The organism is Polyangiaceae bacterium, assembly GCA_020633205.1.
Classification (GTDB): domain Bacteria; phylum Myxococcota_A; class Polyangia; order Polyangiales; family Polyangiaceae; genus JAHBVY01.
The window spans coordinates 621,713-647,156 of the sequence record JACKEB010000011.1 but is presented as its reverse complement, the minus strand read 5'-3'; the positions used below and the strand labels follow the sequence as shown (position 1 = coordinate 647,156).

General features: G+C 64.1%; 21 protein-coding genes. 8 read left to right on the top strand and 13 right to left on the bottom strand.

Annotation, left to right across the window (positions count from 1 at the left end):
- Positions 1 to 205: 205 nt before the first annotated feature.
- Together H6718_09345 and H6718_09340 are read right to left on the bottom strand one after the other, a co-directional pair.
- Positions 206 to 1,375 (bottom strand): acyl-CoA dehydrogenase family protein, encoded by a 1,170-nt coding sequence (locus tag H6718_09345; protein ID MCB9585591.1) that lies wholly within the window; start codon positions 1,373 to 1,375, stop codon positions 206 to 208.
- A 235-nt stretch (positions 1,376 to 1,610) separates the two neighbouring features.
- Positions 1,611 to 2,006, bottom strand: a complete 396-nt coding sequence (locus tag H6718_09340) for a hypothetical protein (GenBank protein ID MCB9585590.1) — start codon at positions 2,004 to 2,006, stop codon at positions 1,611 to 1,613.
- A gap of 532 nt (positions 2,007 to 2,538) precedes the next feature.
- On the opposite strand from H6718_09340, the gene H6718_09335 reads away from it, so the two are divergent.
- Positions 2,539 to 3,036: a hypothetical protein gene (locus tag H6718_09335; GenBank protein ID MCB9585589.1), complete on the top strand. Its 498-nt coding sequence runs from the start codon at positions 2,539 to 2,541 to the stop codon at positions 3,034 to 3,036.
- 50 nt (positions 3,037 to 3,086) lie between these two features.
- Here H6718_09335 and H6718_09330 read toward each other — a convergent pair whose 3' ends face one another.
- The gene (locus tag H6718_09330) at positions 3,087 to 4,064 is read right to left on the bottom strand and encodes an SUMF1/EgtB/PvdO family nonheme iron enzyme (protein ID MCB9585588.1); all 978 of its coding nucleotides are present in this window, start codon (positions 4,062 to 4,064) and stop codon (positions 3,087 to 3,089) included.
- Positions 4,065 to 4,105: 41 nt separating this feature from the next.
- On the bottom strand, positions 4,106 to 5,185 hold the full coding sequence (locus tag H6718_09325) for a sigma 54-interacting transcriptional regulator (protein MCB9585587.1): 1,080 nt from the start codon (positions 5,183 to 5,185) through the stop codon (positions 4,106 to 4,108).
- 390 nt (positions 5,186 to 5,575) lie between these two features.
- On the opposite strand from H6718_09325, the gene H6718_09320 reads away from it, so the two are divergent.
- The 4 genes from H6718_09320 (at position 5,576) to H6718_09305 (ending at position 9,308) form a co-directional block, all read left to right on the top strand.
- A complete protein-coding gene (locus H6718_09320) occupies positions 5,576 to 6,601 on the top strand; it encodes a lamin tail domain-containing protein (GenBank protein MCB9585586.1) in 1,026 nt (341 codons plus the stop codon).
- Positions 6,602 to 6,692: 91 nt separating this feature from the next.
- On the top strand, positions 6,693 to 7,583 hold the full coding sequence (locus tag H6718_09315; GenBank protein MCB9585585.1) for a lamin tail domain-containing protein: 891 nt from the start codon (positions 6,693 to 6,695) through the stop codon (positions 7,581 to 7,583).
- Positions 7,584 to 7,786: 203 nt separating this feature from the next.
- Positions 7,787 to 8,335, top strand: a complete 549-nt coding sequence (locus H6718_09310; GenBank protein ID MCB9585584.1) for a hypothetical protein — start codon at positions 7,787 to 7,789, stop codon at positions 8,333 to 8,335.
- Positions 8,336 to 8,441: 106 nt separating this feature from the next.
- Positions 8,442 to 9,308: a lamin tail domain-containing protein gene (locus tag H6718_09305; protein MCB9585583.1), complete on the top strand. Its 867-nt coding sequence runs from the start codon at positions 8,442 to 8,444 to the stop codon at positions 9,306 to 9,308.
- A gap of 2 nt (positions 9,309 to 9,310) precedes the next feature.
- Here the strand turns inward: H6718_09305 and H6718_09300 are convergent, their stop codons facing one another.
- The 3 genes from H6718_09300 to H6718_09290 all read right to left on the bottom strand — a co-directional run bounded on the left by H6718_09300 (position 9,311) and on the right by H6718_09290 (position 13,707).
- Positions 9,311 to 10,687, bottom strand: a complete 1,377-nt coding sequence (locus H6718_09300; GenBank protein ID MCB9585582.1) for a glutamate--cysteine ligase — start codon at positions 10,685 to 10,687, stop codon at positions 9,311 to 9,313.
- Between the two features lie 68 nt (positions 10,688 to 10,755).
- Positions 10,756 to 11,667, bottom strand: coding sequence for a homocysteine S-methyltransferase family protein (locus tag H6718_09295; protein MCB9585581.1), 912 nt, complete (start codon positions 11,665 to 11,667; stop codon positions 10,756 to 10,758).
- A gap of 111 nt (positions 11,668 to 11,778) precedes the next feature.
- Positions 11,779 to 13,707: a M2 family metallopeptidase gene (locus H6718_09290; GenBank protein MCB9585580.1), complete on the bottom strand. Its 1,929-nt coding sequence runs from the start codon at positions 13,705 to 13,707 to the stop codon at positions 11,779 to 11,781.
- A gap of 216 nt (positions 13,708 to 13,923) precedes the next feature.
- Between H6718_09290 and H6718_09285 the strand changes: the two genes are divergently transcribed.
- Entirely contained in the window at positions 13,924 to 14,367 is a 444-nt protein-coding gene (locus H6718_09285) for a MerR family transcriptional regulator (GenBank protein ID MCB9585579.1), read from the top strand.
- Between the two features lie 360 nt (positions 14,368 to 14,727).
- Positions 14,728 to 15,996 carry a hypothetical protein gene (locus tag H6718_09280; protein MCB9585578.1) on the top strand — a complete coding sequence of 423 codons (1,269 nt, stop codon included), beginning with the start codon at positions 14,728 to 14,730 and terminating at the stop codon, positions 15,994 to 15,996.
- Between the two features lie 22 nt (positions 15,997 to 16,018).
- Here H6718_09280 and H6718_09275 read toward each other — a convergent pair whose 3' ends face one another.
- Entirely contained in the window at positions 16,019 to 16,330 is a 312-nt protein-coding gene (locus H6718_09275; GenBank protein ID MCB9585577.1) for a hypothetical protein, read from the bottom strand.
- Here H6718_09275 and H6718_09270 point away from each other — a divergent pair.
- Positions 16,323 to 16,604 carry an STAS-like domain-containing protein gene (locus H6718_09270; GenBank protein MCB9585576.1) on the top strand — a complete coding sequence of 94 codons (282 nt, stop codon included), beginning with the start codon at positions 16,323 to 16,325 and terminating at the stop codon, positions 16,602 to 16,604. The genes H6718_09275 and H6718_09270 overlap by 8 nt on opposite strands.
- A gap of 72 nt (positions 16,605 to 16,676) precedes the next feature.
- Here the strand turns inward: H6718_09270 and H6718_09265 are convergent, their stop codons facing one another.
- From H6718_09265 to H6718_09245, 5 genes are all read right to left on the bottom strand, one after another.
- Entirely contained in the window at positions 16,677 to 19,454 is a 2,778-nt protein-coding gene (locus H6718_09265) for a VWA domain-containing protein (GenBank protein MCB9585575.1), read from the bottom strand.
- A complete protein-coding gene (locus H6718_09260; protein MCB9585574.1) occupies positions 19,451 to 21,346 on the bottom strand; it encodes a VWA domain-containing protein in 1,896 nt (631 codons plus the stop codon). Before H6718_09260 ends, H6718_09265 begins: the two co-directional genes overlap by 4 nt.
- Positions 21,347 to 21,375: 29 nt before the next feature.
- On the bottom strand, positions 21,376 to 22,341 hold the full coding sequence (locus H6718_09255; protein MCB9585573.1) for a DUF58 domain-containing protein: 966 nt from the start codon (positions 22,339 to 22,341) through the stop codon (positions 21,376 to 21,378).
- Positions 22,342 to 22,364: 23 nt separating this feature from the next.
- Positions 22,365 to 23,366 carry a MoxR family ATPase gene (locus tag H6718_09250; protein ID MCB9585572.1) on the bottom strand — a complete coding sequence of 334 codons (1,002 nt, stop codon included), beginning with the start codon at positions 23,364 to 23,366 and terminating at the stop codon, positions 22,365 to 22,367.
- Between the two features lie 109 nt (positions 23,367 to 23,475).
- Positions 23,476 to 25,422 carry a hypothetical protein gene (locus tag H6718_09245; protein MCB9585571.1) on the bottom strand — a complete coding sequence of 649 codons (1,947 nt, stop codon included), beginning with the start codon at positions 25,420 to 25,422 and terminating at the stop codon, positions 23,476 to 23,478.
- Positions 25,423 to 25,444: the final 22 nt, after the last annotated feature.

Sequence of the window (25,444 nt, the reverse complement as noted above, 5' to 3'; positions counted from 1 at the left end):
CTGAGGGGTCTGGCGGCAGACCCCTCCTCTGTTTACCTCGCTGCCGCTCGGAAACAGAGTCTCCTCCCCAACCGCAAGCACTGAAAAGTACCGGAACGCTCGCGTCTCTCTGGTTTCTGACCTGTGGCAAGCCGACAATGCGTACGGGGCTCTTTCGTTGCCGGTGCGGACATTCGCGAGGGCCATTCGAGGCGAGGCGAAGGGGCTACAGCCCCATCATCTTCGCGAGGTAGTAGCGCATGGTTTCGGTGCTGCCGCCGCCGATGCGGATCAGGCGGGAGTCGCGCCAGGCGCGAGCGATGGGGTACTCCTCGATGTAGCCCCAGCCGCCGTGGAACTGCAGGCAGCTGTCCATCACCTCGGTCACCAAATCGCCCGCCGCGATCTTGCACATGCTGACGAGCTTCACCGTCTCCATCGAAATCGGCGCCTTGTTGACGTAGCGCTCGGTGTTGAAGGCGTCGACGGTCTTGTAGACGAGCGCCTTGCACATCTCCGTCTTGGTGATCATGTCGACGAACTTGTGCTGCCACAGCTCGCGCTTGATGATCGGCTTGCCGAACGCGTGACGCCCTTCGCCGTACTTGCGGCTGAACTCGATGGCTTGCTCACAGGCGGCAACAGCGTTCACTGCGCCGATCAACCGCTCGCTCTGGAAGTTCTGCATCAGGTACATGAACCCCATGCCTTCTTCACCCAGGCGGTAGCGCTGCGGCACGCGCACCTCGTCGAGGAAGAGCTCCGCGGTGTCAGACGCGTAGTGGCCGAGCTTCTTCAGCTTCTTCGAGACCTGGAAGCCCTTGGTGTTCGTGGGAACGAGGATGAAGCTACAGCCGTGGGCGCCGGCGTCGGGGTCCGTCTTCACCAGCATGGTGATGAAGTCAGCGCGGGTGCCGTTGGTGATGAAGGTCTTTTGACCGCTGATCACGTAGTCGTCGCCGTCCTTGCGCGCTGCCGTACGGATACCGGCGACGTCACTCCCCGCGCCGGGTTCGGACACACCGATGGCGCCGATCTTCTCGCCAGTGAGCGCGGGGCGAAGGAACTCGTCGATCTGTTCCGGGGTACCGATTTCGCTGATCACGGGCGTCGCCATGTCGCCCTGAACCAGCAGCGACAGTGAAACGCCGCTGGTGTTGCACCGGGGCAGCTCCTCCGCTTTGGCGACACTGAACCAGTAGTCTCCACCCGCGCCGCCGTGTTCCTCCGGATAGTGGGCGCCGTGGATCCCAAGCTCGCCCGCTTTGGTGAAGATCTCACGGGGGAAGGAGCCAGCCTCCTCCCACTGGTCAGCGTACGGGGCGACTTCCTTCTCAGCGAACTGACGTACGGTCTTTCGGAAGGCTTCGTGTTCCTCGGTGAAGGGATTCCACATGGCTCGGCACTCCTGTTCACGCGCCGTTGTGTAAGGCGCGAGCTGGCGTCGCCACGACTCCCCTGCCCAGGTGCGGGCTCGACGGCTTAAACCACCGTGGCGACCTGGAATGATTCGTACACGAAACGTTTGCCTACGCAACGTTCAGCGAGCTGGAATCCGATTCCTGCGAGCGAAGTGCTAGTTCAAGCTCGGGACACGGCCCGAAGGGACAACCGGGTAGGGCAGGTGCGCCTCAGAGCGCCCCCTCGACGGCGCCCAGGACGCGCCGTGCCTCAGGCAGAACCTCGCTCACCCCAACGCGGCTGTCCACGAGCGTCACCAGCACAATGTCCTGATTTTGTTTTCCTCGCAGAAATAACTGAATGCGCCGATTCCCAACAAGCAGCACCTCCCGAGACGCGGGCGCGGCTTCCCTGTCGGACGCCGTCAGTGCGCGGTCTACCTGCGCCAAGCTGCGCTCCTGAAAGAGCTCGCCGCTCGCTGGGAGGAGCGCATCGAGGTGCTCCGCAGCTTCCGGGTCCAGTGTGTGTGACGCCAGCACCATGCCAGTCGCCAGGTCCATCACGGCCGCGGCCTGGCACTCAGGGATCTGGTCAATGGCGCGCTCGAGCAGAGGTTGTAGGGACATGGAACTCCGTGTGGGAAAGGGCAAGGTCGCGGTTTCCGTACGCAATCGCAGCCCAAGTTCTGGACTGACCTCAGAGTCTGTCCCAGGCGTATGCGCAGACCCAGATGTTGCCTTCCGACAGGGGTGTCGGAGACCAATCAGAGGAGCGCGTCGGCGGGCGTCAGAACACCAACGGCGAGATCGCGAACGAAGCGGGACGCGAGGGGGCGCGTCGCATCCACAAGACTAGCGAAGCGTCTCCCCCGCGCAATCTTCTGGGCCCATAAATCTACGGCTCCCAAGCTGAGACACTCGAGATACCGAAACGCGCTTCACACGCGCCGGCGCATGCTTTGCCCCACGGATCTAACGCTGTAGGAGGCGCTGCGCGGCTCGCTCTCACCAAAGCAGCTCCCTCAGGCCAGGTGCACCCCTGATACAGCGCTGATGCAGCGCGCAACATCGCGCACGCCGCACCCGGCCACACGTCTGTCTCCGGGCAACGGAGCTGCTGGCTTCCCGCCACGGGCGAGGGGTGGTACCCCTCTGACTCATGCTGTCCTCCACGCAGAAAGCGTCTTGGTTCCGCGATTTTTGGGGGGAGAGGGGCGCCGCAGCTCGAGTGCTGCTCCTCACGGCAGCAGGTCTGACAAGCGCCTGTGGCGGCCCCGGTCAGGCAGAAGACCCCCGAGACATCCTTGGGGAGGACCTCTACTACGACGGGCAAGACGGTACCCAAGGCACCAAACCCGGCGCGCCGGACCCCTTGGACCGCGAAGCCAATGAGGCGGAGTGCCGTAAGGCCTTCACCCACATTCAGCGCATCGGTGCTGAAAACGCCGCTCGCGCTGAGAAGGATCCTGTCAAAGCGAAGCAGATCCGCGACGCAGCCAACTCCGCCAACGCCAAGGCTGCCGTCGAGCGTGACGTAAAGCGTTGCCTCGCGGAAGGGGTCAGCGCCCGCGAAGCGCTTTGCTATTCCAAGCTGCGGGCCAGCTCCAGTGAAGAGGACCTGGAGCGACAGTTCGAGCGCTGCGCCGACTACCAGTAGGCGCTCGGGCCGGAAGGTGCCCTCAGTTGTCCGCGACCTTCAGCGGTCGCTCAGTCGTCGGAACAGCAGCGGAAGCCAGTCGAATAGTCGCCGTAGCTGAAGGCGTGCGCCGTGGTGGTGTACCCGCAGCCAGCGCCGTTCGTCGTCGCGTCAACGTAGAAGCCGCCCTTGAAGGTGCCCGCCGAGTCGGAGATCCACTCGTGGAGGTTCCCGACCAGGTCGAAGATCCCTTCCGGCGTTTGGCACTGGTCGAAGCTCCCTGTCAGCGCGAGGGTCTCTGGCTGCTGGCTGATGCATGGATTGTCGAGCTCGTTCCAGATCCAGCTGTCGGTGGTGCCAAACAGCTCCACGACGGGGTGCACGGCACGGTAGTCGTTGCACGCGCCCGCGACTCGCATGAATCCATACGGATATACTCGTGCTTCGCTACCACGACAGCCAAGCTCCCACTCGTCTCGAGTGCACAGGCGTTTGCCGGCTTCCATGCAGGCCTGCTGCGCTTGGGCGCCGCTGATGTACCCTTGGGGTACCGCGCCCGGCGCGCTGCGCGCCGCCACCGTGACGCCGCTCGGGTTGAAGTAGGGCGACCACGACTGCTCCGAGGCGCCGCTCACTTCGACCAGAAATGCCTCCCAGCGGTCCATGCAGACTTGCTGGTCGATGCGCGCCATGCCGTCAGGGCAGCCATCGAGCCCGGCGGGCTCCATCAGTCCCTGATTCGGGAGCGGCATGCTGGTCTCGTCGCACATCCAGGGCACCTCACCCCCAACTCCGCCGGCGCCTGACGCAGCCCCTACGCCGCCAAAGCCGCCGCCCAGTCCGCCCATGCCCGCTGTTCCGCCAGCGCCGCCCGCTGCTGTGCCCGCGCTGCCACCAGACGTCACGCCGCCAGACGCAGCACCCCCGCCAGCGGCACCGCCCGCGCCAGCGTCACCGCCAAACCCGGCAACACCGCCAATGGCGGTTCCCGAGTCGCTGCAACCGCCCAACACCCCGAGCGCCGCGAGCGCCAGCCAGCCCCTGTTCACACCGCAGATCTAGCAAACCCGAGGAGGACTAGCGAGGCCACTCAGGGCTCCCAGGAGTCCCGCGCGGCCCGCACGAGCTCGCAGAGCTCTCGGAGATTCCCCTGGAAATACCGACGCTTCATCCGCTCTATCTGGCCGGGGCCCAGGGGCTCCGTGATGTTGAGCAAACCTTCGAAGTGCCGCACCAAGAGCTCCAGATCTTCGAGCCGGTCCCTGAGGGGCGGTGCCGTCACTCGCGCTGCTGCAATGCGGAAATAGAGTTCCTCAAGGAAATAGCCTTGGTTGACAGCACGCCGCAGATCCTGACTACAGCCAAAGACCCAGCGCGCGTCGACGGGGAACGCTTGGTTGCTCCCCAGGGGCGCGGTCGCCCCGTCGCGCAACGCTCGGGCGAGCATGCCTTGCGTCTCCGGCGGCATGCGATCCACGTCGCTCACGTAGAGCGTGCCTGCTTTGGCCCGTTGGATCGCGCCTTCCCCACCCGCCGAGGCCCCGCGGTGACTACCTGGCGTGTGGCCGAAGATCCGAGCGGCAACAGCCGTTGCGTCCCCCGCTGCGCTACACTCCACCCACGGTCCCTCGCGTCCGGACCACTCGTGGATCACCCGAGCAAGGAAGCGCTTCCCCGCTCCGGGCTCCCCTTGCAAAAGCACTGGAACCCGACCCGACGCGAAGCGCGCGCCCAAAGCTAACGCCTCGCGATAGCGCCGAGCAAACGCGACCGTCGGAATCGACAAGCTCGGCAGCTCCTCGCGCTCGAGCTCAACGGTGGTGGCGCCGTCGACTCGCAGGCGATGTTCGCCGACCCGCAGCTCACTTCCGTAAGGAACCATGGCGCGTTCGATCCGCAGCTCATCGAACCAGGTCCCCGAGGCTGAGCCCAGATCCTCGACGTGAGCGCCCCCTTCGTGGGCGGTGAGCTCGAGGTGATACGCCGCCATCCCCTCACCTTTCAGCTGGAGCTCGTTGTCGGTGGCTCGGCCGATTTGCAGGCTTCCGCTCGAGCGCGGTTCGGCACTCAGTCCCCTGTTTGGTCCTCCAACGAGTTCCACCGCCAGCCGAAACTGGCTACGAGGGCCAAGCCTGAGCGGACGGCCAGCATCTCGCGACTCGGAGTTCATGCAGCGTTGTTTAACCCATTCGCCACAACGCCGAATCAAATCCGCCACCAACTTGGTTGGAACGGGCCGGATCGCGCGCAGGCCGTGACGCGGACGACCACTCGGTCGGTTTTCCAGATCGAAAATCCGAACCGGTAAGCGAGACGAACCGAGGTGCTCTCAGTGTGACAGCGACGTTTCGCTGACCCGCCCGCCATACGCCCGAGATCGCGAAGCTCCATGGACTCCTTGCCGTTGCTCTGACCTTTCAGACTTGCAACCCCCCGATGGCCGCCGCCTTCACGCGTCTCGACGAGGCGAAGCCATGTGGCCAGAGCTGCTACAGCGCCGCGTATTTTCCGAGAGACTTGCTGGCCAACGGTCGCCGAGTGGTACATTGAAGCGCTCACCATGCGTTCCCCAAGTCGTGATCGCGGGCCCTTTTCTCTGCTTACCCTCGTTCGCTCCGCTGAGTTGCGGCGCGCGTTCTACCTTGGCGCGACGCTGAGCGTGGTCGCGTGCTCGTTCCCCGAGCGCACCTTCATCCCCGCCGACGAGTTTGACAAGATGAAGGCCGCGGGAGGCAGCTCCGGCTCGGGCGGAACCGCTGCTAGCGGCGGAAACGGCGCCACAGGAGCCATCGGCGGCAACGGCGGTATCACCTCCGGCGGCACTTCCGGCGCAGCCGGGGTTGGGGGTGAGGGTGGAGTCGCCGGTACGGCTGGCACCGGCGCCGCGGGTGCTGGCGGCGCCTCCGGCGAAGGCGGCACGGGCGCCACGACCGCAGGCGGCATGGGCGGTTCCGCAGGGAACACCGCGGGCGGAACCGGCGGCAGCGCTGGAACCGGCGCCGCTGCAGGCACCGGCGGCACGGGTGGCTCGGGCACGACGAACGGGCTGCTTATTAGTGAGTACATCGAGAGCGGTAACAACAAGGCGCTCGAGCTCTACAACGCCGGAGCAAACCCAATCGATATCAGCGCCTGCGTGTTGACTCGCTACATCAACGTCGGGTCAGGCTCTACGACGGCCGTCGTGCCAATGGCCGCCCCAGGCAAGATCCTGGCCCCCGGCGAGGTCTGGGTGATTTGCTACGACAACTCTGGGAATACAATTCCTCCTGGATCCTGCGACTACAAGACGGACAAGCTCCAGCACAACGGAGACGACGCCTACAGTCTCTCGTGCGGAAGCGAGGTCGAGGACACATTCGGCGAGCTCCCAGCCCAGACGCTCTCGGGCGGCCACTGGGGAACGGGAACTCTCAACTCCGAAGACGCCATCCTTCGGAGAAAGTGCAGCGTCACCCAAGGAGACACGAACCTCGCAGATGTCTTCGTGATCGCTGACACGTGGGACGGCTTCGTCGTAGGTCCCCCTGCAAATCCGGTAGATGTAAGCGACCTCGGCTTGCACTGCGGCAACGGCGGCAACTGAACACAGCGTTTCCGCACGCATCCGCACCGAGCAAGCAAAGGCTCAAGCAGAATGCCGTGGCTGCCCCCGGCTGGGCTGCTATTTAGTGTTGGTGTTCCCTCGCGCACCTCTGCTCTTCGCCCTCGCGTTGCTCCTCGGAGCCGGCGCCTGTTCCAGCTCCAGTAAGACGGTCGGCACCCAGTGTACGGAAGGTGAGGTGCGCGCTTGCCTCACGCCGGACGACTGCAAAGGCACCCAGAGCTGCGACACCAGCGGCCACTACACCGCTTGTGAATGCGGCGTGGGAGGCAGCAGCGGCGTGGGAGGCAGCAGCGCGGGAGGCACGAGCAGCTCGGGCGGTTCCGCGGGGCAAAGCAGCGGCGGCTCTAGCACCAGCGGCGGCTCAGGGACCACCGGCGGTTCGAGCAGCGGCGGCAACGGAGTTGGCGGCAGCACGTCTGGAGGTAGCAGCGCTGGAGGCAGCAGCGCGGGCGGCAGCAGCTCCGGCGGCTCCGCTGGTGGGCTATTCTTCAGCGAGTACGTCGAAGGCCAGGCCAACAAAGCCCTGGAGCTGTACAACGCGGGTCCAACTGTCGACCTCGACAAGTGCAGCGTCACGGCCTACGCCGACGCGGCGAACGTGTTCGCCACGATCCAGCTGAGCGGTACCCTGGCTCAAGGCGGCACCTACGTGATCTGCTCGGACACCACTGGCGGCGCTCTGAACTGCGATCTCACTTCGACGGAAATCCAGTTCAACGGGGACGACGCGTTGATCCTGCGCTGCGACACGAAGATCGTCGATCACATCGGGCAATACGGCCTGGATCCGCAGAACGGCTATTGGGGTACCGAGCCCTACACCACCGCCGATCACACCTTGCGGCGGAAGTGCAGTATCCAGTCCGGTGACCCGAACACCACCGCAGCGTTCGACCCTGCGATCGAGTGGGACAGCTTCACCGCGGACGACCTCTCTGACCTCGGCAAGCACTGTCAGTAGCGCGCGTCGGCTGCCCGATGCCCTCAGGGACGGCAGCCTCCAGTGAGGACGGCAGCGGGGAACGGCAGTGAGGACGGCAGCGGGGAACGGCAGCAGAGACCGCACGGCAACGCTCACCGCGCCAGTCGCCCGCAGCGCTCCGGCGCGCCGTTCGCTGTCGGCAGTTGACGGCTGAGCGTCGCTCACTCAAGCTCACGAGTCTCATGCTGATCATCCTCGTGGTCGTGATCGTGCTGGTGTACTTCGCGTACAACCAGAAGCCGAGCTACTACGGGGTCAACCCGCATCCTCACTCGGTGAGCTTCGACCTACTGGCAGAGGGCGTGATGTGGAAGGTGGACTTCTCCACCGCGCGCATCTGGCGCCTGGCGAACCAGAGCAACGTCTGGATCGAGTTTCATATGTGGCGCCAAGACTCACAGCGCTGGAGTCTCCGACTGAGCGACCACGCGTGGTACGCTTTGAGGCAAGAGCTCCTCACCCCCAACACGGTCGATGGGGACAGCTCTCTACCGATATCTGAAGTCGGCGAGGCACCTGACTGGAAGCCTTGCCCCGCGGAACTACAACAGCTGCTGGAGCTCAGGTACCAGTACCTGCACTCGGGCTACACCCACTCCACGCACTACGACGCCTACGCGCACTGGCTCCAAGCGCCAAACCAAGGCTACGTCGATCAGCCCCTGGGTACCGGCCTCGCCCACGGGCAGGCGCCGACCTCGGAGAACGTGTACGCGCCCCCTAGGCAGTAGCCAAGAGGAGACGCAGGCGCGTGGGCAGCATGCTTTCGCCGCTAAAGCGCTGGTTCGCGGCCGCGCTGGGTTGGTCTTCTCCGCGCAGTGGGCTAACACACAGCGGATGCGGCTCCGGGTCCTGTTACTGCTAGCTGCAACGGCACTCCCCGGTTGTTCCAAGCTGCTCGGACTGGACGATTTCCACCCGACCTTTGAAGGCGCAGCTGGCAGCGGCGCGGGTGGCGATGCCGGAACTGGCAACGTCGCCGGTTTGTCTGGCGGCGGTAGCGGCGCAACGAGCGCTAGCGGCGCGACCGGAGGCACTGGCGCGATGGGCGGCACGGGCGCGAGAGGCGGCGCAGGTGCAATGGGTGGAACCGGCGCGATGGGTGGCAACGGCGCCGGAGGCACCGGGGCTAGCTCAGGGGACGCTGGAACGTCTGGCGACGGCGGCGCTTCCGGCGACGGAGGCGTCGCAGGGAGCGCGGGTACCGGGGGCACTGAAACCGGCGGCTTGATCTTCAGCGAGTACGTGGAAGGGCACAACTACACGGCGCTCGAGGTCTACAACGCGGGCAGCGCGCCCGTTGACCTCAGCGCCTGCTACGTGTCCGCGTACGGCGACGGAAGCTTCTTCTCCGACTTCCCCCTCGCCACGACGCTCCAGCCCGGCTCAACTTATGTGCTCTGCTCGAGCGCCACGGCTTCGGCAACGACCTGCCAGCAATCACCCAGCAGCATGAGCTTCAACGGCAACGACGCCCAGGTGCTGAAGTGCGGCGCAAACGTCATGGACGTGATCGGTCAGCTGGGAACGGCGCCAGCCAACTACTGGGGCACGCCTCCAAACACCACTCAAGATCACACGCTGCGCCGCAAGTGCTCCATCACCCAGGGCGACACGAACTCGGGTGATGTGTTCGATCCAGCCGTGGAGTGGGACGCGTTCGGCGCGGACGATCTAACCGACCTGGGCAAGCACTGCGAGTAGCCTCAGACCCTGCCGCGCTCGAGCACTGCGGCCATCAGCTCCGCAGGGGTCGCCGAACTCAGGCCTTCGGTGAGCAAGTCGGCGGGCATCAAGCCACGCTCCAGGAGCTCCGAGATGGGCTGCAGGTGGATTGTCTCGTCGCGACCCTGGTCGTCCAGCTTGTGCCGACGCGAGAGCCCGCCGCGCGCGATTTCAACGAGTTGCTCTGCCAGCGCGCGGACGGGGCGCCCGCCCACTTCCGCACGGATACCGTGAGTGACCAGGTCAACCCGCGCGTGCATGAGCGCTTCCAGGTCGAACGAGAAGCTCAAGTCTTCTGCCTCCGCCAGCGCTTGCTCGTCATACAGGAGCCCGGTGAACAACGCAGGCACGCCGGTGACAAAGCGCGTCGGCAGCGAGTCGCAGGTGCGAACCTCGAGGGTGCGCTTGAGGCGCGCGTCAGGAAACAGCGTGTTCAGGTGGAACTGCCAGTCGCCCAGCGTCGCGCGCTCCCCTTGAAAGCCGTCCCGCATGAAGCTGCGGAAGGTCTGACCGGTGTTGGGGACGATCTGACCGTTCCGCTTGAAGAAGAACATGCCAGCATCGAGCGCCCACTCCGCATAGTCGGCGTACGTGGCCCGCGGTTTCTTCGCGAGATCCAGGATCATGCCGGACCGCTCCGGATCCATCTCGAGCCAAACGGCGCCGCGCTCGCTTACTTTACCGGCGAGCTTGCCCTCGAAGAACGGCGAGTTGGCGAAGAGCGCGTTGACGATGGGCCCGATGCGCAAGCTCACCCCGAGTTTCCGCATGGCATCTTGCTCGTCGGAGTAGTCGAAGTTTGCCTGCACGGTGGCGGTGCGCCGCATCATGTCCACACCACGGCGACCCCGCGTGGGCAAGTACTCGCGCATGATCGCGTAGCGCTGCTTCGGCACCCAAGGCAGATCCGCCTGGCGCGCGAAGGGGTGAAAGCCGAGTCCGAGCCACACCAGATTCATATCCGCGGAGATACGCGCAAGCTCTGAGAGGTGCCCTCGCACCTCCGCGCACACGGCGTGAACGTCAGCGAGCGGTGAGCCAGAGAGCTCGAGCTGCGCCCCCGGCTCCAGAGTCACCGAGGCGGAACCCCGAGTCAGACTGATGATCGGACCGTCCGCAGACTCGCGCCCAGCGGTGTAGTCGAACTCCGTAGCCAGCGCGTCCAGCACACGCAGCACCCCGCGTTCGCCGTCGTAGCTGATCGGCTCGCCGGTGCGTGCGTCGACCCCAAACTTCTCCGCCTCTGCTCCGATCAGCCAGCGCTCTACCGGTTGCTGGGATTCGTGGAAAATCTGCAGCAAGTCGTCAAAGGACTGGATCGGTGCCTGAGCCGGATCACCCAATTCGGCTGTCGCCATCTGTTGTGCGCTCGAGTTCTTTCGGAAGGGACGCGCCTGGTTACAGCGCGTGGTCGGGTCGCTCGGCGCTAGATTGGGGCCGGGACTGGGATGGAAGGATGGAGAGCGCCCAGGGCATGCGCAAGTGCCGCCGTGTGCGATTCCGTTGTGCCTGCTCCCCCACCAATCACTCGGGCCCCGGCCGCATCGAGGCGCGAGGCACCGTTCGCCCACTCACCAGGCCGGGTGTCGTCGTCGGGGAAGCCGCGCACGCTGCCCACCCCGCCAGCTACCAGCACGCCGTACACGCACTCCGGCGTCGCCGGAGCAACCTCGCGTGCCGACTCGAGAATTCGCTCCGCCGCGGCCACGCCGCTGATCTCGAAGAGCACCGCGCTAACCCCGGCGCCGCGCAGCTCCGTCACCGACTGCTCGATGGAATCTCCCGTCACCAGCTGGCCGTCGACGCTGGCTTCGAGCACCGCCCAGACGGGCAGCCCACGCGCATTACCGGCGTGGACCGCTGCCATCAGCTCGAAGTGAGAGCCGAGGCCACGCGCCAAGAAGAGCTCACAACCGGCAACCGCCAAGCGCTCCGCGTGCTCGTCTAGCTCGGCCACCAGGCGATCGCTGCGCATCGCAGCCACCATGTCGGAGCCAAGCACGCCGGCTACGCCGACGGGACGCTCCGCGGCCTGCGCCACTTCGAGGGCGAGGTCGACGCTTAGCCCAGTGAGCATCGCCGCGCGGTGCTCCATGCCGACCTCCGCCAACGCTCGAGGCGTGGTGTCGCTGGTCAGCGCGCACAGCACGTCCACCCGGCTATTCACCTCCGCCAAGTAGTGCTCGATGATCGCGTCGGGGTTCTCCCGGAGCAGCTTGCCGAGCGCCCCAGCGCGCGTGAGCGCACGCCCACGGGAGCGGAAGCAAGCGCCGGTGTCCGCGTCCAACACGAGTGGACGACCAGACATCAGACGGTGCTGGAGGTCTGCGAAACTCATCGGGGTGAGGCCTGCGACAGAGGCCGCAGCTGGGAAGAAGAACTTACCAAGCGGTAGGCACAACGACCAGCTAGAGCAGCCTCTGAAGGGCCCAGGGCGACGACTGGTCGACTACCAGCCGCACTTTTGCCCTTGGTTCTTCTCTTTCAGCCACTCCATCAGGGGCGCGTAGTAATCGAGGATGGCTGAGGCATCCATTTTGGTCTCACCACTGATCGCTGCGAGGGCCTCCGGCCAGGGCTTGCTCGCCCCGAGCTTGAGCATCGCCATCATCTTCTCGCCGGCGGCTTTGTTTCCGTAGAACGTGCACTGGTAGAGCGGTCCTTGGAAGCCCGCCTCACGACACAGCGCCCGCAGGAACTGATACTGCAGGATGCGCGCGATGTAGTAGCGGATGTAGGGCGTGTTGCCCGGGATGTGGTACTTCGCGCCGGGGTCGAAGTCCTCTTCGGTGCGCTCCACTGGCGGCACGATCCCCTGGAAGTCCTTGCGCAGCTTCCACCAGTAGGCGTTGTACTGGCTCGGCGGCACCTTCCCGCTGAACACGTCCCAGCGCCACTGGTCGATCATCTTTCCGAACGGCAAGAAGGCGACGCCCTCGAGCGCGCGACTCATCAAGAGATTGATGTCCGCTTCCTTGCTCTCTTGAACCTTGTCGATGAGGCCAACCTGCTTCAAGTACGCGGGCGTCACACCAAGCGCCAGGGTGTCGCCAATTCCCTCATGGAAACCATCGTTGGCTCCCTGCTGAAATAGCGCGGGCTGATCGTGGTAGTACATGAAGTAGTAGTCGTGGCCGAGCTCGTGATGAATCGTCACCAGATCCTCGTAGTCGACCTTGATGCACATCTTGATGCGCAAGTCACCGCTCATGCCCACATCCCAGGCGCTGGCGTGGCAAACCACGTCGCGATCCGCAGGCTTGAGGAACAAGCTGCGTTCCCAGAAGGTCTGCGGTAGCGGCTTCATGCCGAGGCTGGTGAAGAAGCCTTCTGCCAGCTTGACCATCTTGATGTGATCGTACTTTTGCTTCTTCATCGCAGCCGTCAGATCCGGCTGGCCCTTCCCGGGGTAAGGCTCGAGGTCCTTGTAGAGCGCCTCCCACTCCTGCGCCCACATGTTGCCCAGCAGGTGCGCCGGAATGCCCCCCGTGGGCGAGACTTTGTCTTTGCCGTACTTCTCGGAGAGCTTGGCGCGGACGTAGCAATGCAGCTGCTCGTAGAGCGGCTTCACTTGAGCGTAGAGGCGATCCATTTCCGCCACGAAGTCCTTGTCGGACATGTCGTAGTGGCCCTTCCAGATCGCTCCCATATCGGAGTAGCCGATCTCCTTCGCGCCCTCATTCCCAAGCTCGACGAAGCGCTGATACATGGGGCGCATCGGCTTGCTGATGGTGCGCCAGCCCTTCCACGCCTCGAGCAGGAGGTCGTAGTCACGGCTCTCCGCGATGATTTGCGACAGCTCCTCCAGGGAACGGCAGCCGTCATCCTTCTTCTTGTCTTTGCCCTTGGGCAGCGCGTGACCGATCAGCTTCTTGGAGCAGTACTCGCCCTTGCCGTAGATGCTGTCTAGCTTGGTGACGATCCCGGCGAACTCCTTGCGCTTGGCCTCGTCATCCGGTGCTGGCAATTCCGCAGAGAATTTTAGCAAGTAGAGCTGCCGTGCGACGTCTGGTGGCAAGTCGAGCCCCTCGAACTTGCGCGCCTCCTTGATCTTGCGCGACAGGTACTCCATCACCTGCTCTTGGGCGTTGGCCTCCAAGATCTCGGTGTCGTGGGTGATGTAGGTCATTTTCACCCAGGCGACGCGCTCGGCGTTGCCCATGAGCTGCCGCAGGTCCTTGTCGACCTGCTCCACGAACTTGCGGGCTTCTTCCGGCGTAGCCGTGGCTTGACCGTCTTCGATGATGTTTTCGTTGATGGGCGCGGACACCGGAGGCGGCGGCGTATCCGGCTCCATCGTGGGCCCGCCACAAGCGCTGGCGAGGAGCGCAGCAGTGAACAACGAAGTGACCAGACCAATACCCCGACGCAGAGTCATGGCAGGGAGCTAGTGGCAAAGGCGTGGGGAATCAACCCGCAGTACGCTTCACGTTCGCGTCGGAACTTTGCAATTTTGCGCACGATTCGCGAGCAGGAAGCGTCGCTCATACCTGCGAGTGAGTTTGCTATCAGCGAATTCCGGTGACGTGAACGTAACACGTTTAAGATCTCGCCCCGTTGACCCTGGACTTAGGTCACACCCTAAGCTTACCAAGTGCGTACCGGAGAACTGGCTCGCGAAGCGGGCGTAAACATTGAAACTCTGCGCTACTACGAGCGCCGAGGCCTGTTGCCACCTCCTGAGCGGGCGCCCAACGGCTACCGCGTCTACACCGCCGCGGCCCTCGATCGCATCCGCTTCATCAAGCGCGCCCAAGGCCTGGGGTTTAGCCTCGAGGAAATCGAGGAATTGATGAGCCTGCGGCCGGCCAAGGGTCGTCAGCGTCAGCGGGTGCGCCGCATCGCGGAAACCAAGCTGGAGACCATCGAGTCCAAGCTCGCCGAGCTCGAGGGGATCCGCGAAGCGCTTCGCCAACTGGTGAAGGACTGCGAAGGCGGCTGCGAGGACGGCGACTGCCCAATCATCGAAGCACTAAGCCAGCCAGGCAAGCTGCCTTGCCACGCTTCTCCGGTGGAACACTCCGACGCCTCCAGCTGAGAGGACGCCGCGCAATACAATTACCGCACGGTAATTACACGCACCGCTCGTCTTTCTGTTGGGGGGGAGGCGGCACCGCTCCGCAAGGCACCCCAAGCACCGCCGGGGAGCGCCAGGCAAGACCCGGGGAGTGGCCTCCAGAACTGAACGCGACTCCAGTCTTTTCCGCTGCTTGTGCAGTTCGCTTTCTAGGTTCGGCGGACAACTGCAGTCACAGGGCGGAAGAAACCAACCGAGGCGTCTGGCTCGGTAGTTCTGTTTAGGCTTGAAGTAACTTACACTCCTCCAAGCAGTTGGTCGTCGCTGCTGCTTTGACTGAGCCACCGCACTGCAAGCTGCGGTGCTTGCTTGGAGGTCGCCATGCGCTTGAAGGAACTGACTCTCTCCAGCCTTTCCGCTCTGATCGGGATCGCACTCGCCGCCGCCTGTTCTGCTTCGGGTAACGACCCGAGCAAGGTCACTGGAGGCAACGGAGCCAGCGGTGGGAGCGCCGCCAGCGGTGGGAGCGCCGCCAGCGGGGGCTCGGGCAATACGAGCTTTGGTGGCACTGGCGGGGACGGCGGCAGCAGCTTCATCGACGGCGGCGGCAGCGGTGGCACTGGCGGCCTCGACGAAGACGCCGCCTGCAGCACGACCACGGCCCAAGCGTTGAGCGCCGTCGACATCGTCTGGGTGATCGACAACTCGTGCTCCATGGGCGACGAGATCGACAAGATCCGAAGCAATGTGAACGGGAGCTTCGTGCCCACGATTCAAGCGTCCCCCATCGACTGGCGCGTCGTCATGTTCACCAAGCGCGGCACTGGAGATCTCTCCGTGTGCGTCGACCCGCCCCTTGGTGGCGCCAGCTGCGGGGACAACGCGCCCCGCTTCTTCACCACCAACTGCGAAGTCGGCAGCACGAACTCCTTCAATTTGCTCCGCAACAACTACACGGGCATCGCCAACCCGCTCTTCTGTGCTGGCGCCACGCCCTGGTACAACCACCTGCGCTTCAACTCCACGAAGGTCTTCGTCGAGGTCACGGACGACGAGCCCATCATCGCTACCGCGGCTCAAGATTTCGACTACTGGCTGACCGATCAGTCGGATCCTCCCGGAACACCGGCCCCGGGCTACTTCGGCACCCAGGGCGACCGCAAGTACATCTGGCACTCGATCATCGGTTACGATCCGAACGCCAGCGACGAGACTTGCGTCAGCCCGGACTACGACCCCAACACGATGACAGGCAACGCCGCTGCCAGCCCAGGCAAGCAGTACAAGGCGCTGTCCGACGCGACCGGCGGCATCACCGCAAGCATCTGCGACAACGACTGGTCAGCGATCTTCAACGACATCGCCAATGGCATCGTGGACCGCCTGAGCTGCGAGTACACGCCTGTACCGCCCCAGGGCGAAGAACTCGACCCGACGAAGGTCAACGTCACCTACACCCCCAACGGCACCGGCACTCCCGAGCAAGTGCTCCAGGATCCAAACAACCCGTGCGTCGATGGCTGGCAGTGGAACGCCGATCAGACCAAGATCATCCTCTGCGGCGCTCTCTGCGACCGCGTCCGCGACGACGCGAACGCCAAGGTCGACATCCAGCTCGGCTGCAAGACGGAAGTCGCGCCTCCGAAGTGATCCCCACGGATTCAAGGTAGAATCAAGGCAGCGCCTTCAAGAGCTCCGCCTGAGACTCGTCCAGCGCCTTGACCACGGCGACGTTCGCCGCCAGCTCAATCGCGCCCTGGGACAGCTCCACGACATCGCCAGCCACATCCGCTGGCCCGCCGACAGCGCCTTCGACGCCACCCTGAGCGAGGCGTGACCCCGCTTCGATGACGCGGTTTTGGGCACGATTGGCACCAGCCAGAGCCGAAGAATAGGCGTTTGCGATCCTCACGTAACCCGTGAACGGCAGCGGCAAGTAAAGCTTGAGCGCAACGCAAACCCAGCAAGAATGCCTGATGGCCACGCGCGAAGAATCTGACCAAACGCTCGTGAGAGTTCGCGTAACCGGTCGCGACGACCCGGTGTCACGAGCCGAAGCCAAGCGCCTGCTAGCCGGTGTAGATAGGTTCAAAACCGTCCTGATGGACTTCTCGAATATCGAAGCAATTGGTCAGGCATTCGCGGACCAAGTCTTCCGAGTCTTCCAAAACGAACACCCCGACATCGAGATCGTTCCGATCAACACGGCGCCCGATGTGGAGAGAATGATTGCGAGGGCGAAGGCCCACACGCCATAGCGGCTCGTTAGGACGAGCGCTTCCTCACCCCCAAACCCGCCGAAAAGGGCGGGGAGAGACTGAACGACGAGACTAGGCGGTCTGCTTGCGGCGTCGCTTGGGCAGGAACTTGCGGTCGAAGAAGCGCACGCGGCGGACCAGCAAGTCGAGCAAGAAGACGACGAGCGCGGCGTAGATGAAGTTCCGCCACAGCTGCTCGTAGTAGGTGATCTTTTCGTCGCCGGGGTCGTAGAGCTGCGCGGGGGTGGGGTCTACCTTGCCGCCTCCGGCGACAGCCGCGCGCTCGAGACGCTCGATGTCTGGTTCGAAGCTCGCGTATTCGCGCGGATACGGGTTCGAGATATGGCCGTAGCTCACGCCGACGCGGTCTAGCTCGCCGTCGGGGCCCTCTTGAGAGTGCTCCGCTTGGAGACGGAAGGAGCCGTACTCATCCAGCTCGAAGTTTGCCTCGTAGCGACCTGGCGCTGTTTGCTTCATGTCGAGCTCGCGGCGCTTGCCGCCCGGCTCGGGGCCGATCACGAACAGCTTGCTGCTCATGTCGTTCTCGAAGCGCTCGTCGAAGGTGAAGGCGTCGACCACCGCCTTGACTTGGCCGCCGCTGGACTCCGTCTTCATGTCCAGCTCGCGCCGGTGCTTCTTGCGCATGTGCTCGCGGATCAGCTGCCCCCAGAACTGGGAGTAGCCTCTCCAGCGCAGCCAGTCGACGGCCCACAGGTTCTTCACGTCGCTGGTCCACGCCAGGGTCCAGCCGAGGCCAAGCCGCGAACGCGCCAGGATGGGTTCGCCGATGTCGCTCGTGAGGATCTCCTGAGAAGGCGGGCCCTTCATCTGCGTCGCCACGTAGCCATGCAGCAGCGGAGCCGAGCTGACGGACAAGCCCTTGAGGAAGTCTGCGTTCCCGACTTGTTCCACGGGGAACCACTCTTCAACCGCAGCCTGACGCGCGATCATCTCGGTTTCCCGGGTGAAGATCTTGGGCAAGCTGTTTGGGTCGGGGACCGAGTGGTAGCGACCGCCACCGGTGTCCGCGATCATGCGCAGCAAGTCACCATCCGCGCCTTCTCCAAGGCCCACGGTGGTCACGGTGATGCTCTCGGCGATCATCGCCTGCACCAGATCCTTGATGCCGCCCGTCGGCGCGCGACCGTCGGTGAGCAGGATCACGTGCTTCTTGCGGGCCTGAGCCACGGATACGTCCTGATAGGCCTGGTCCAGCGCCGGGAAGATCGCGGTGCCACCGCCCGGTTGAATGCGCAGCACTTCGTTCTGGATGCGGCTCCGGTAGCGGGCCGGCTGCATCTTCACGTAGCGGATCGGCGTGTCATCGAAGGCGATGATCTCGATCAAGTCGTCGCCCTGGAGCGTGCTCACGGTGGCCTTGCAGGCGGCCTTCGCCATCTCGAGCGGCAACCCCGTCATGGACCCGGAGCGGTCGATCACCAGCACCATGGCGACGCCGGGGTTGTCCTTGCGCCGCTCCACGTCCATGCGCACCGGCAAGATGCGCTCGAGGGTGGTGTGCGCCCAGCCGCCAAGGCCAAAGCCGCTCTCGCCGCCTGCCATCAAGAAGCCGCCGCCCAAGTCGCGCACATACCTCTCGATCAAATCCTGAGAAGAGATGCTGACCTTCTCCTTCGGCACATCCGAGAGGATCACGAAGGCGTAGCGCTCGAGCTCCTTGATGGAGCCCGGGAACGCCGTCGGATTGCGCACGTCGACCTCGAACTGCTGCGCCTGCAGGGCGCTCATCAAGTAGTTGGCGCGGGCAGGCTGCCCCTCGATGTAGAGCACCGCGGGTCGCCCGGGCACGTCGATGGTGACGGAGTAGCTGTTGTTCTCCTTGAAGCGGTCGTGGGTGATCTGGTCGAGCTTGAGCGCGTAGGTCACCTCTCCACCGATGCGCACCACGCTCTTGAACTTGATCTCGTTCTCCCCAGGAACCAGGTCGAGCTCCCGTGCGCCATCCAGGCCATTCAAGGTCTCTCCTTGATAGAGCCGGGCGCGCGCCTTCGTAGCGCGGCTCGAGTAGATGTACGCAGTCAGGTTGAAGGGCTGCCCAATCTCGACCTTGTCCGGCGCGCGCAGCTCCTTGAGCGCGACCTCGCCGGGCGCGGGACGCCGATAGGGCACCGTGAAGAGCTTGATGCCAAAGCCACTGGCGCGGTTCGCTTCGGCGAGCAGGTCGCCCTCCGTCTCTACCCCGTCGGTGAAGAGCACGGCGCGCTTCAAGTATCCCGGAGGAAATACGCCGTACGCCAGCTGGAGCGCCGACTGGACGTCGGTGCCGGCACCCGGCTTCTCCAGCTTCACGTCCTCTGACTTGTGGCGCAGGTCGGCGACGGACGGGACCTCTGGCGGCTTGCCCTCTTCTTCCTTCAGCTCGATGAGCTTCGGCCGCTTCGCGAAGGTCACGATGCGGATCACGTCATCTTTGGGCTTTTCTGCGATGGCTTTTTCGATCACCTCGCGGGCGTCATTCAGCGCCGCGTCGGGCACCGAGTCGCTGACGTCCACGACGAACACCGCAGCCAGCTTCTGGGTCTCCGCCGTCTTGGCGAGCCGCGCCAGGGATGCCGCGAGCAAGGCGATGAAGCCAACTCTCAGGAGCACCGCGAGGATGCGTTGCTGCCATGGAAGATCCGCCAGGCTCCAGCCAATGATCGCCAAGATCAATGGCGTCAGCAGCACCAGACCCAGGGTGCGCGGCTCGAGCAGCTCGTAGTTCGTACCGTCCTTCACCCATTTGAAGGTGGGCTCCGGCGCGTGGATGATGAAGCGGTTGTAGGCGTAGGCGAGGCCCAGACCCACCATCAAGACGAACAGCCACCAGACGATGCGCTGCCACCTCATACGGTGAGCCTCCGGTGATACGTGAACCACTCCACGGTGGACGCAATGATCGCCGCGATGAGCAAGTAGAGCCAGATCTCCCGGCGCACGCCTGCGCTGAAGTTCGTCACCGCGGTCGCCTCGGTCTTGCCGATCTCGAGCTTCGGACTGGGTTCGATGCGGCTCTCGTCGAGGTCTACGAGGTTGGCGGCGAACATCGTCTCTTGGGCCTCTGTCTCGCCGTCCTTGGCGGCGGAGTCGCCTTCAGCCTTTACGCGCAAGGTGTAGAAGCCGGCTTGGTCGCCCTGATACACCGCGCGCCCCTGTTTGATCGGGACCTGGCGCTTTGTCCCATCGGGCAGCTCGAGCTCGGCCACCTCGACACCGCTCGGCGCGGGGATGCGCCACACCTCGCCGGTGCGGAACGACGAGATGTACCCCGTGTCCTCTTCGACGAAGTAGTTGATCGTGTTCAGCACGAACAACGGCCACGCCACGCGCATCACGAAGTCGCTGTCTCGGGGGTCGAAGCCGAGCGCCATGAAGCGCCGCCCGCTGCGCCGCCCCTCCACCAGGATCGGCCCCTTGAACGACGCGCCCACGATGCGATCCGCCTTCTCCGGCTTGAAGCTGAAGCCCTCGGCCACCTGAATGTCGCCGAGTTCCATCCAGCGCACGATGGGATGCTTCTTGTCCCAGGTATCGAAGCCAAACATCTTCAGCTTCTTTCCGCGAGGCACTGGTGCCTCCTTGGTATCCGGCGGATTCAGATACAGGGCGGCACCAGAGCCATCTGCCAGGGGCGGCGCCACGCCGTCGAAAATCGTCACGTCGAACGTACCCTGAGGCGGGTACGCCTTCGGCTCGACGTTCGTGACCTCCAGGTACTCATCCAGGAGCAGTGCGGCCTCGAGATACGTGTTGGTCTTGGTGACCATGAGCACCTTGGAGCGCCTGCGCTCGGGCATCAGGGCATAGGCGTGGTCGTCCGCAGGCAAACTGTCGGGCTCGCCGTCTCCAAGCTTGATCACCGCCTCGAGGGTGCGGCTGGCGCCGGCCAGATCCTTGTAGAAGCGCGGCAGCCGCTCGTTTGGCCCCAGGTGCAGCTTCGTGACGTCCACGACTTGGCCGTCTCCAAGCAGCGTCAGCTCCACGTCGGTGGGCTCCTCGTTGGTGTTCGTCACCTCGAGCATCACCTCGTAGCGTGACTTGTCCAACGGATATCTCCGCACGGAAAACTGCGTGATCGCAACGTTGCGATTCTTGCTGCCGACAGGCACGTAGGAGAGCTTCGTCTCTCCCAGATCGATGCCTTTCGTGATGTCCTCGACGTCACCAAACGCGCCGTCGCTGACCAGCACGATTTCCGTCTTGTTCAAGCCACGCAGGGAGTCGAGAGCGAAGTTGAGACCACGGCGCAGGTCGGCGCGAGTATCGGTCGCCTTGAGCTGCTTGAGCGCGGCCTGGAGGTCCGTTGTCTCACCGGTCATGGTGGTGAGGGGACTCACGCCAGAGTCCATGCTCGCGATCAGCATGCGATCCGTGCCGCCGAGGCCACGCACCAGCGTGGCGACTTCCTTGCGGGCAGCGTCCAGGCGCGTGGGCGCTTGCTCGTCGCCCCCATCCGTCGCCTTCATCGACGCGCTGGTGTCGATGAGCACCAACACGTTGCGCCCCTCCACGAGGTTTTGGCTCAACCGGGGATCGCCGAGCGCCATGATCAGCAGCGTGAGCAGGGCAAGCTGAAACAACAGCGAGAGCAGCCGCTTCAGCTGAGAGAACCAGCTCGTGGCCTCCTTGTCGCGCAGGATGCGCTCCCAGATATGGCTGAACGGCACTGCGATGGGGCGCCGCCGCAGCTTGAGGATGTAGAACACGACCGTCAGACCACCCACCACACCGGCGATGGTCATCAACGTCGCGAAAGGCAGCCCGGAGAAGATCACCGAAGAAAGCCTCCGCGGCGGAAGACCTTCAGGATCAGTTCATCGAACTCGACGTTTATATCCGCAGGGAAGTATGTCACCTGGCGGCTCGCACAGAAGCGCTCGATCTCCGTCTGGTACTCTCTCCAGGCGGACTGCATCCGCTCCAAGAGCTTCGGCGTAACGGTGACCTCGCGTTCGTCCCCCGTCTCGCAGTCGTAGAGGCGAATGTCGCCCTTCAAGTCTGGTCGCGCCTCTTGCGGATCGAGAACGTGCAAGACGAACGGCTCGAACTTGTTGTAGCGCAGGACGTTGATGCCGCGCTCGAAGCCAGCGTGGTCGTACAAGTCGCTGATCAGCACCGCGAGGCCGCGGCGCTTGTGCTGCGCAACGAAGGTCTTCATGCCTTCACCGAGGTCCGTCACGCCGCTCGGCTCGAGGTCACGCAAGAAGTTGAAAACTCGGAAGATGCGACCCTTGCCACGCGTCGTCGGCATGCGCGCGACCACTGCGTCGCTGATGGCTACCACGGTGACGCGATCCAAGTTGGCTAGGCCGACGTAGGCCAACGCCGCGGCGAGCTTGCGCGCGTAATCGAACTTGCGCGCCGCGGCGCCTTGAGTCGTGGAGAAGCCCATCGACGTCGAGCAGTCGATGATGAAGTAGATGCTGAGATCTTCTTCCTCTTCGTACAGGCGCACCAACAGCCTGCCGAAGCGCTGGTAGACGTTCCAGTCTACCGCGCGGAAATCATCACCAGCCGTGTAGTCGCGGTGGTCAGCGAACTCGACGCCGCTGCCCTTCTTCTTCGTGCGCCGCTCGGCCTTCAGCCGCCCGGCGAACACCTTGCGGCTGACCATCGCGAGCATCTCCAGCTTGCGCTGGAACTCCTCGTCGAACAGGTCCTCCTTGGCGCGCACGTTGGGCACGAAGCGGCGCGAAACTGGCGCCGTTGCCCGCTTGAAGATATCGAAAATCCCCATTGCCGGATGGCCTGTGGTCGCTCTTAGGCCTTGCCCTCGGGGAGCTTGGTCAGGATCTCTTGCAGCACCGTATCCGGCGCCACGCCCTCGGCCTCACCTTCGAAGCTCAGGAGCACACGGTGGCGCAGCGCGGGCAGCGCGCTCGCCTTCACGTCGTCGATGCTGGCGGCGAAGCGCCCATCGAAGAGCGCACGGATCTTGCTCGCCAGAAGGATCGCTTGGACACCGCGAGGCGAGCCGCCGCTGCGTACGTAGCGCTTCACTTTGTCCGTCGCCTCTTCACGATCGGGATGTGTCGCCTGCAAGACGCGGATTGCGTAGTCCTGAACGTGACGCGCGACTGGTACCTTGCGCACCAGCTCCTGCATCTTCACGATCTCTTCCGCGTCCACCACCGGCTTTACTTCCGCATGGTAACCGGTCGTCGTGCGGTCAATGATGGTGTGGAGCTCCTCGCGGTTCGGGAACGGCACGTGGAGCTTGAAGAAAAAGCGGTCGAGCTGGGCTTCGGGCAGCGGGTAGGTGCCTTCCATCTCCAGCGGGTTCTGGGTCGCGAGCACGAAGTAGGGCTCGGGAATGACGTGAGTGGTGCGACCCACCGTCACGCGATGTTCCTGCATGGCTTCGAGCAGCGCGGACTGCGTCTTCGGCGTCGCGCGGTTCACCTCGTCGGCGAGCACGATGTTGGCGAAGACTGGCCCCTTGCGGAACTCGAACACATGGCCGCCGCCTTCCTTCTCTTCCATCACGGTCGTGCCGATGATGTCCGCAGGCATCAGGTCCGGGGTGAACTGGATGCGCGAGAACTCCAGATTGACCGCTTCCGCGAGGGTACGCACCAGCATCGTCTTGCCCAGCCCGGGCACGCCTTCTAGCAAGGCGTGGGAGCCGGCGAGCATGCAGGTGAGCACGCCGTCGACTACCTCTCGGTTACCGACGATGACTCGACCGATCTCCTCGCGCAGCTTGCCGACTTGCTTCTGAAAGTCCTCAACTTCCTCGCGGGCTGCCTCTGCTTCACTCATGCGTTCGCTCCCAAATTCGCCTACGAAAGGCGCATCATCGTACAACTTGGATCGCCATGCACGTCACGCGGAGGTGACACGCGAGGCGGGCGTGTGGCTCCCAACGGCTTCAATCCCGAGGCCGAATCAGTTGGAAGTAGCGCCGGACATAGAACTTGTATCCGGGCGGAATGTCGTCGCGATTCATGACGTCTTCCGCCACCGTCTGGTAGTCGGTGTAGACCTGCTTGTACCCACGGCCAACGAAGCCGCGCTGGGCTGCTCCAGAGATCACCTGGCTCGACGCGGTGCCTTGCCCAGTGTCGTTGGCCACGGCGGTCACGTCTTTGGTGGAGCCTTTGATCTCGGACTTGTCGCCCTTCACGTTGGGATCGTGACCGGTGCCCCAGCCTTCACCTTGGCCCTTGCCCGAGCCGCCCTCGGCCATGCCTTGACCTTGGCCTTGGCCGGCTCCTTGGCCTTGGCCCTGACCCTGGCCTTGGCCTTGCCCGCCCCCAGGGATCGGAATGCTCTTGCCGCCCTGGCCTTTGCCCAAGCTGATGCCGCCGGGGCCGTCGCCAGGTTGGGAGCCGCCCTTGCCAGGCCGCATCTTGCCGCCTTGCCCGCCGGGCTGGTCGCCGCCTTCACCGGGCTTACCGGGCTTGCCGCCCCGCGCCTTCTGGCCGAAGCGCAACAGCCGCTGCAGCTGCTTTTTGTCGCCTTTGCCTTGTTGGCGGAGTAGCTCGCGCATCTCCTGCAGGCGCTTACGGAGCTCTTCCTTCTCCTTGTCGCTCATCTCCTGCTTGGCCATGCGGTTGATGTCCTGCGCCGCCTCTTCCAGATCCTTGGCGCTGGCCCCCATCTCCTTCAGCAGGTCCTGCGCGGCCTTCGCCAGCTCACGGTCTAGTCGTGACAGCTGACGCTTCGCGCGTTCCGCTTTGTCCTTCTCGCGGTTCAAGCGCTCGAGCTCGCGCTCCTTCTTCTTCAGCAGGCTCTTGTCCTTGCTGGCGAGCTTGCCCTCGTCCTTCTTCTTCTTCAGCAGGCGCTTCTTTTCTTCTTCGGCGTCTTTCCGCGCGGCATCAAGCGCCTTGGAGCGGCTGGCGTTTGCTTCGCTCGCCTTCTGCATGGCCTTGCGTAGCTTCTCCAGCTCGGCCTTGTTGGGCGGGTTCTTCTTGTCCTTCAGCCGCTCCGCCAGCTTGCGCATGGCCTTCTCGGCGTCTGCGAGCTTCTTTTCTTCCAGCTCCTTGGCGACAGGCTTGCTGAGGTCGCTCTTCTTTAGCTCCTGAGCCATCGCCTTGAGTCCCTCATCGAGGGCCTCTTTGTCTGCTTCAGCGCCCTTCATCAGGTCACGCTCCAGCTCCTCCAGCCTACGAAATACCTCCTGGCGGTCGAGACGACGCTCCGCGATGTCCTCCACCAGCTGGTTGAACTTGTTCACCGCGGCCAGGGTCTCAGGGTCCTTGTTCTCCTGCTTCAGCTGCTCGCCGATGTTGCGGAACAGATCCACATCGTCCGGGCTGAGGATCAGCGGGTTGATCTGCGGTGCCTTGTCTTCGATCACGATGTATTTCGGGACATACAGCGCATAGACCAGGAAGAAGCTCAGCAGCAGCCAGACGATGATCACCAGCTCGAGGGCATAGAGGTGAATCGGCGCGGCACCCGCAGGCTGCAAATCCTTGGCGGTGACCACGGCGTCTTCAATCGCCGCTTCCATGAAGGGAGAGCGCTGCTCCTTGGGCACCTTCATGAACTCGAGAGCGCTGGAGATGCGATCGTGAAGCCCGTGGTGCTGATCGAGGCGCATCGCACCGGCGTAGTTTGGACGTGGCTTCAGCCACGCGTGCAGGGTGCCAGCGAGCCAAACGATGACGGTAATCGACCCGATCGCCAGCACCTGGGAGATCCGTGCGCCGCTTGGCTGCCAGACCTTGATCCAGATCAGCGTCCCCAAGCCGTAGAGCAGCACGGGAGGAAACAGGAGCAGCGTGCGGTGCAGCGCGTGATCGAAGCGCATGCGAAAGCCGGTGCGATTCGCGGCTTGGGCCAGGCGCTTCAGTTCTGCTTCTCGAGACAAGGTCGACCTACTGGTTGGAGGC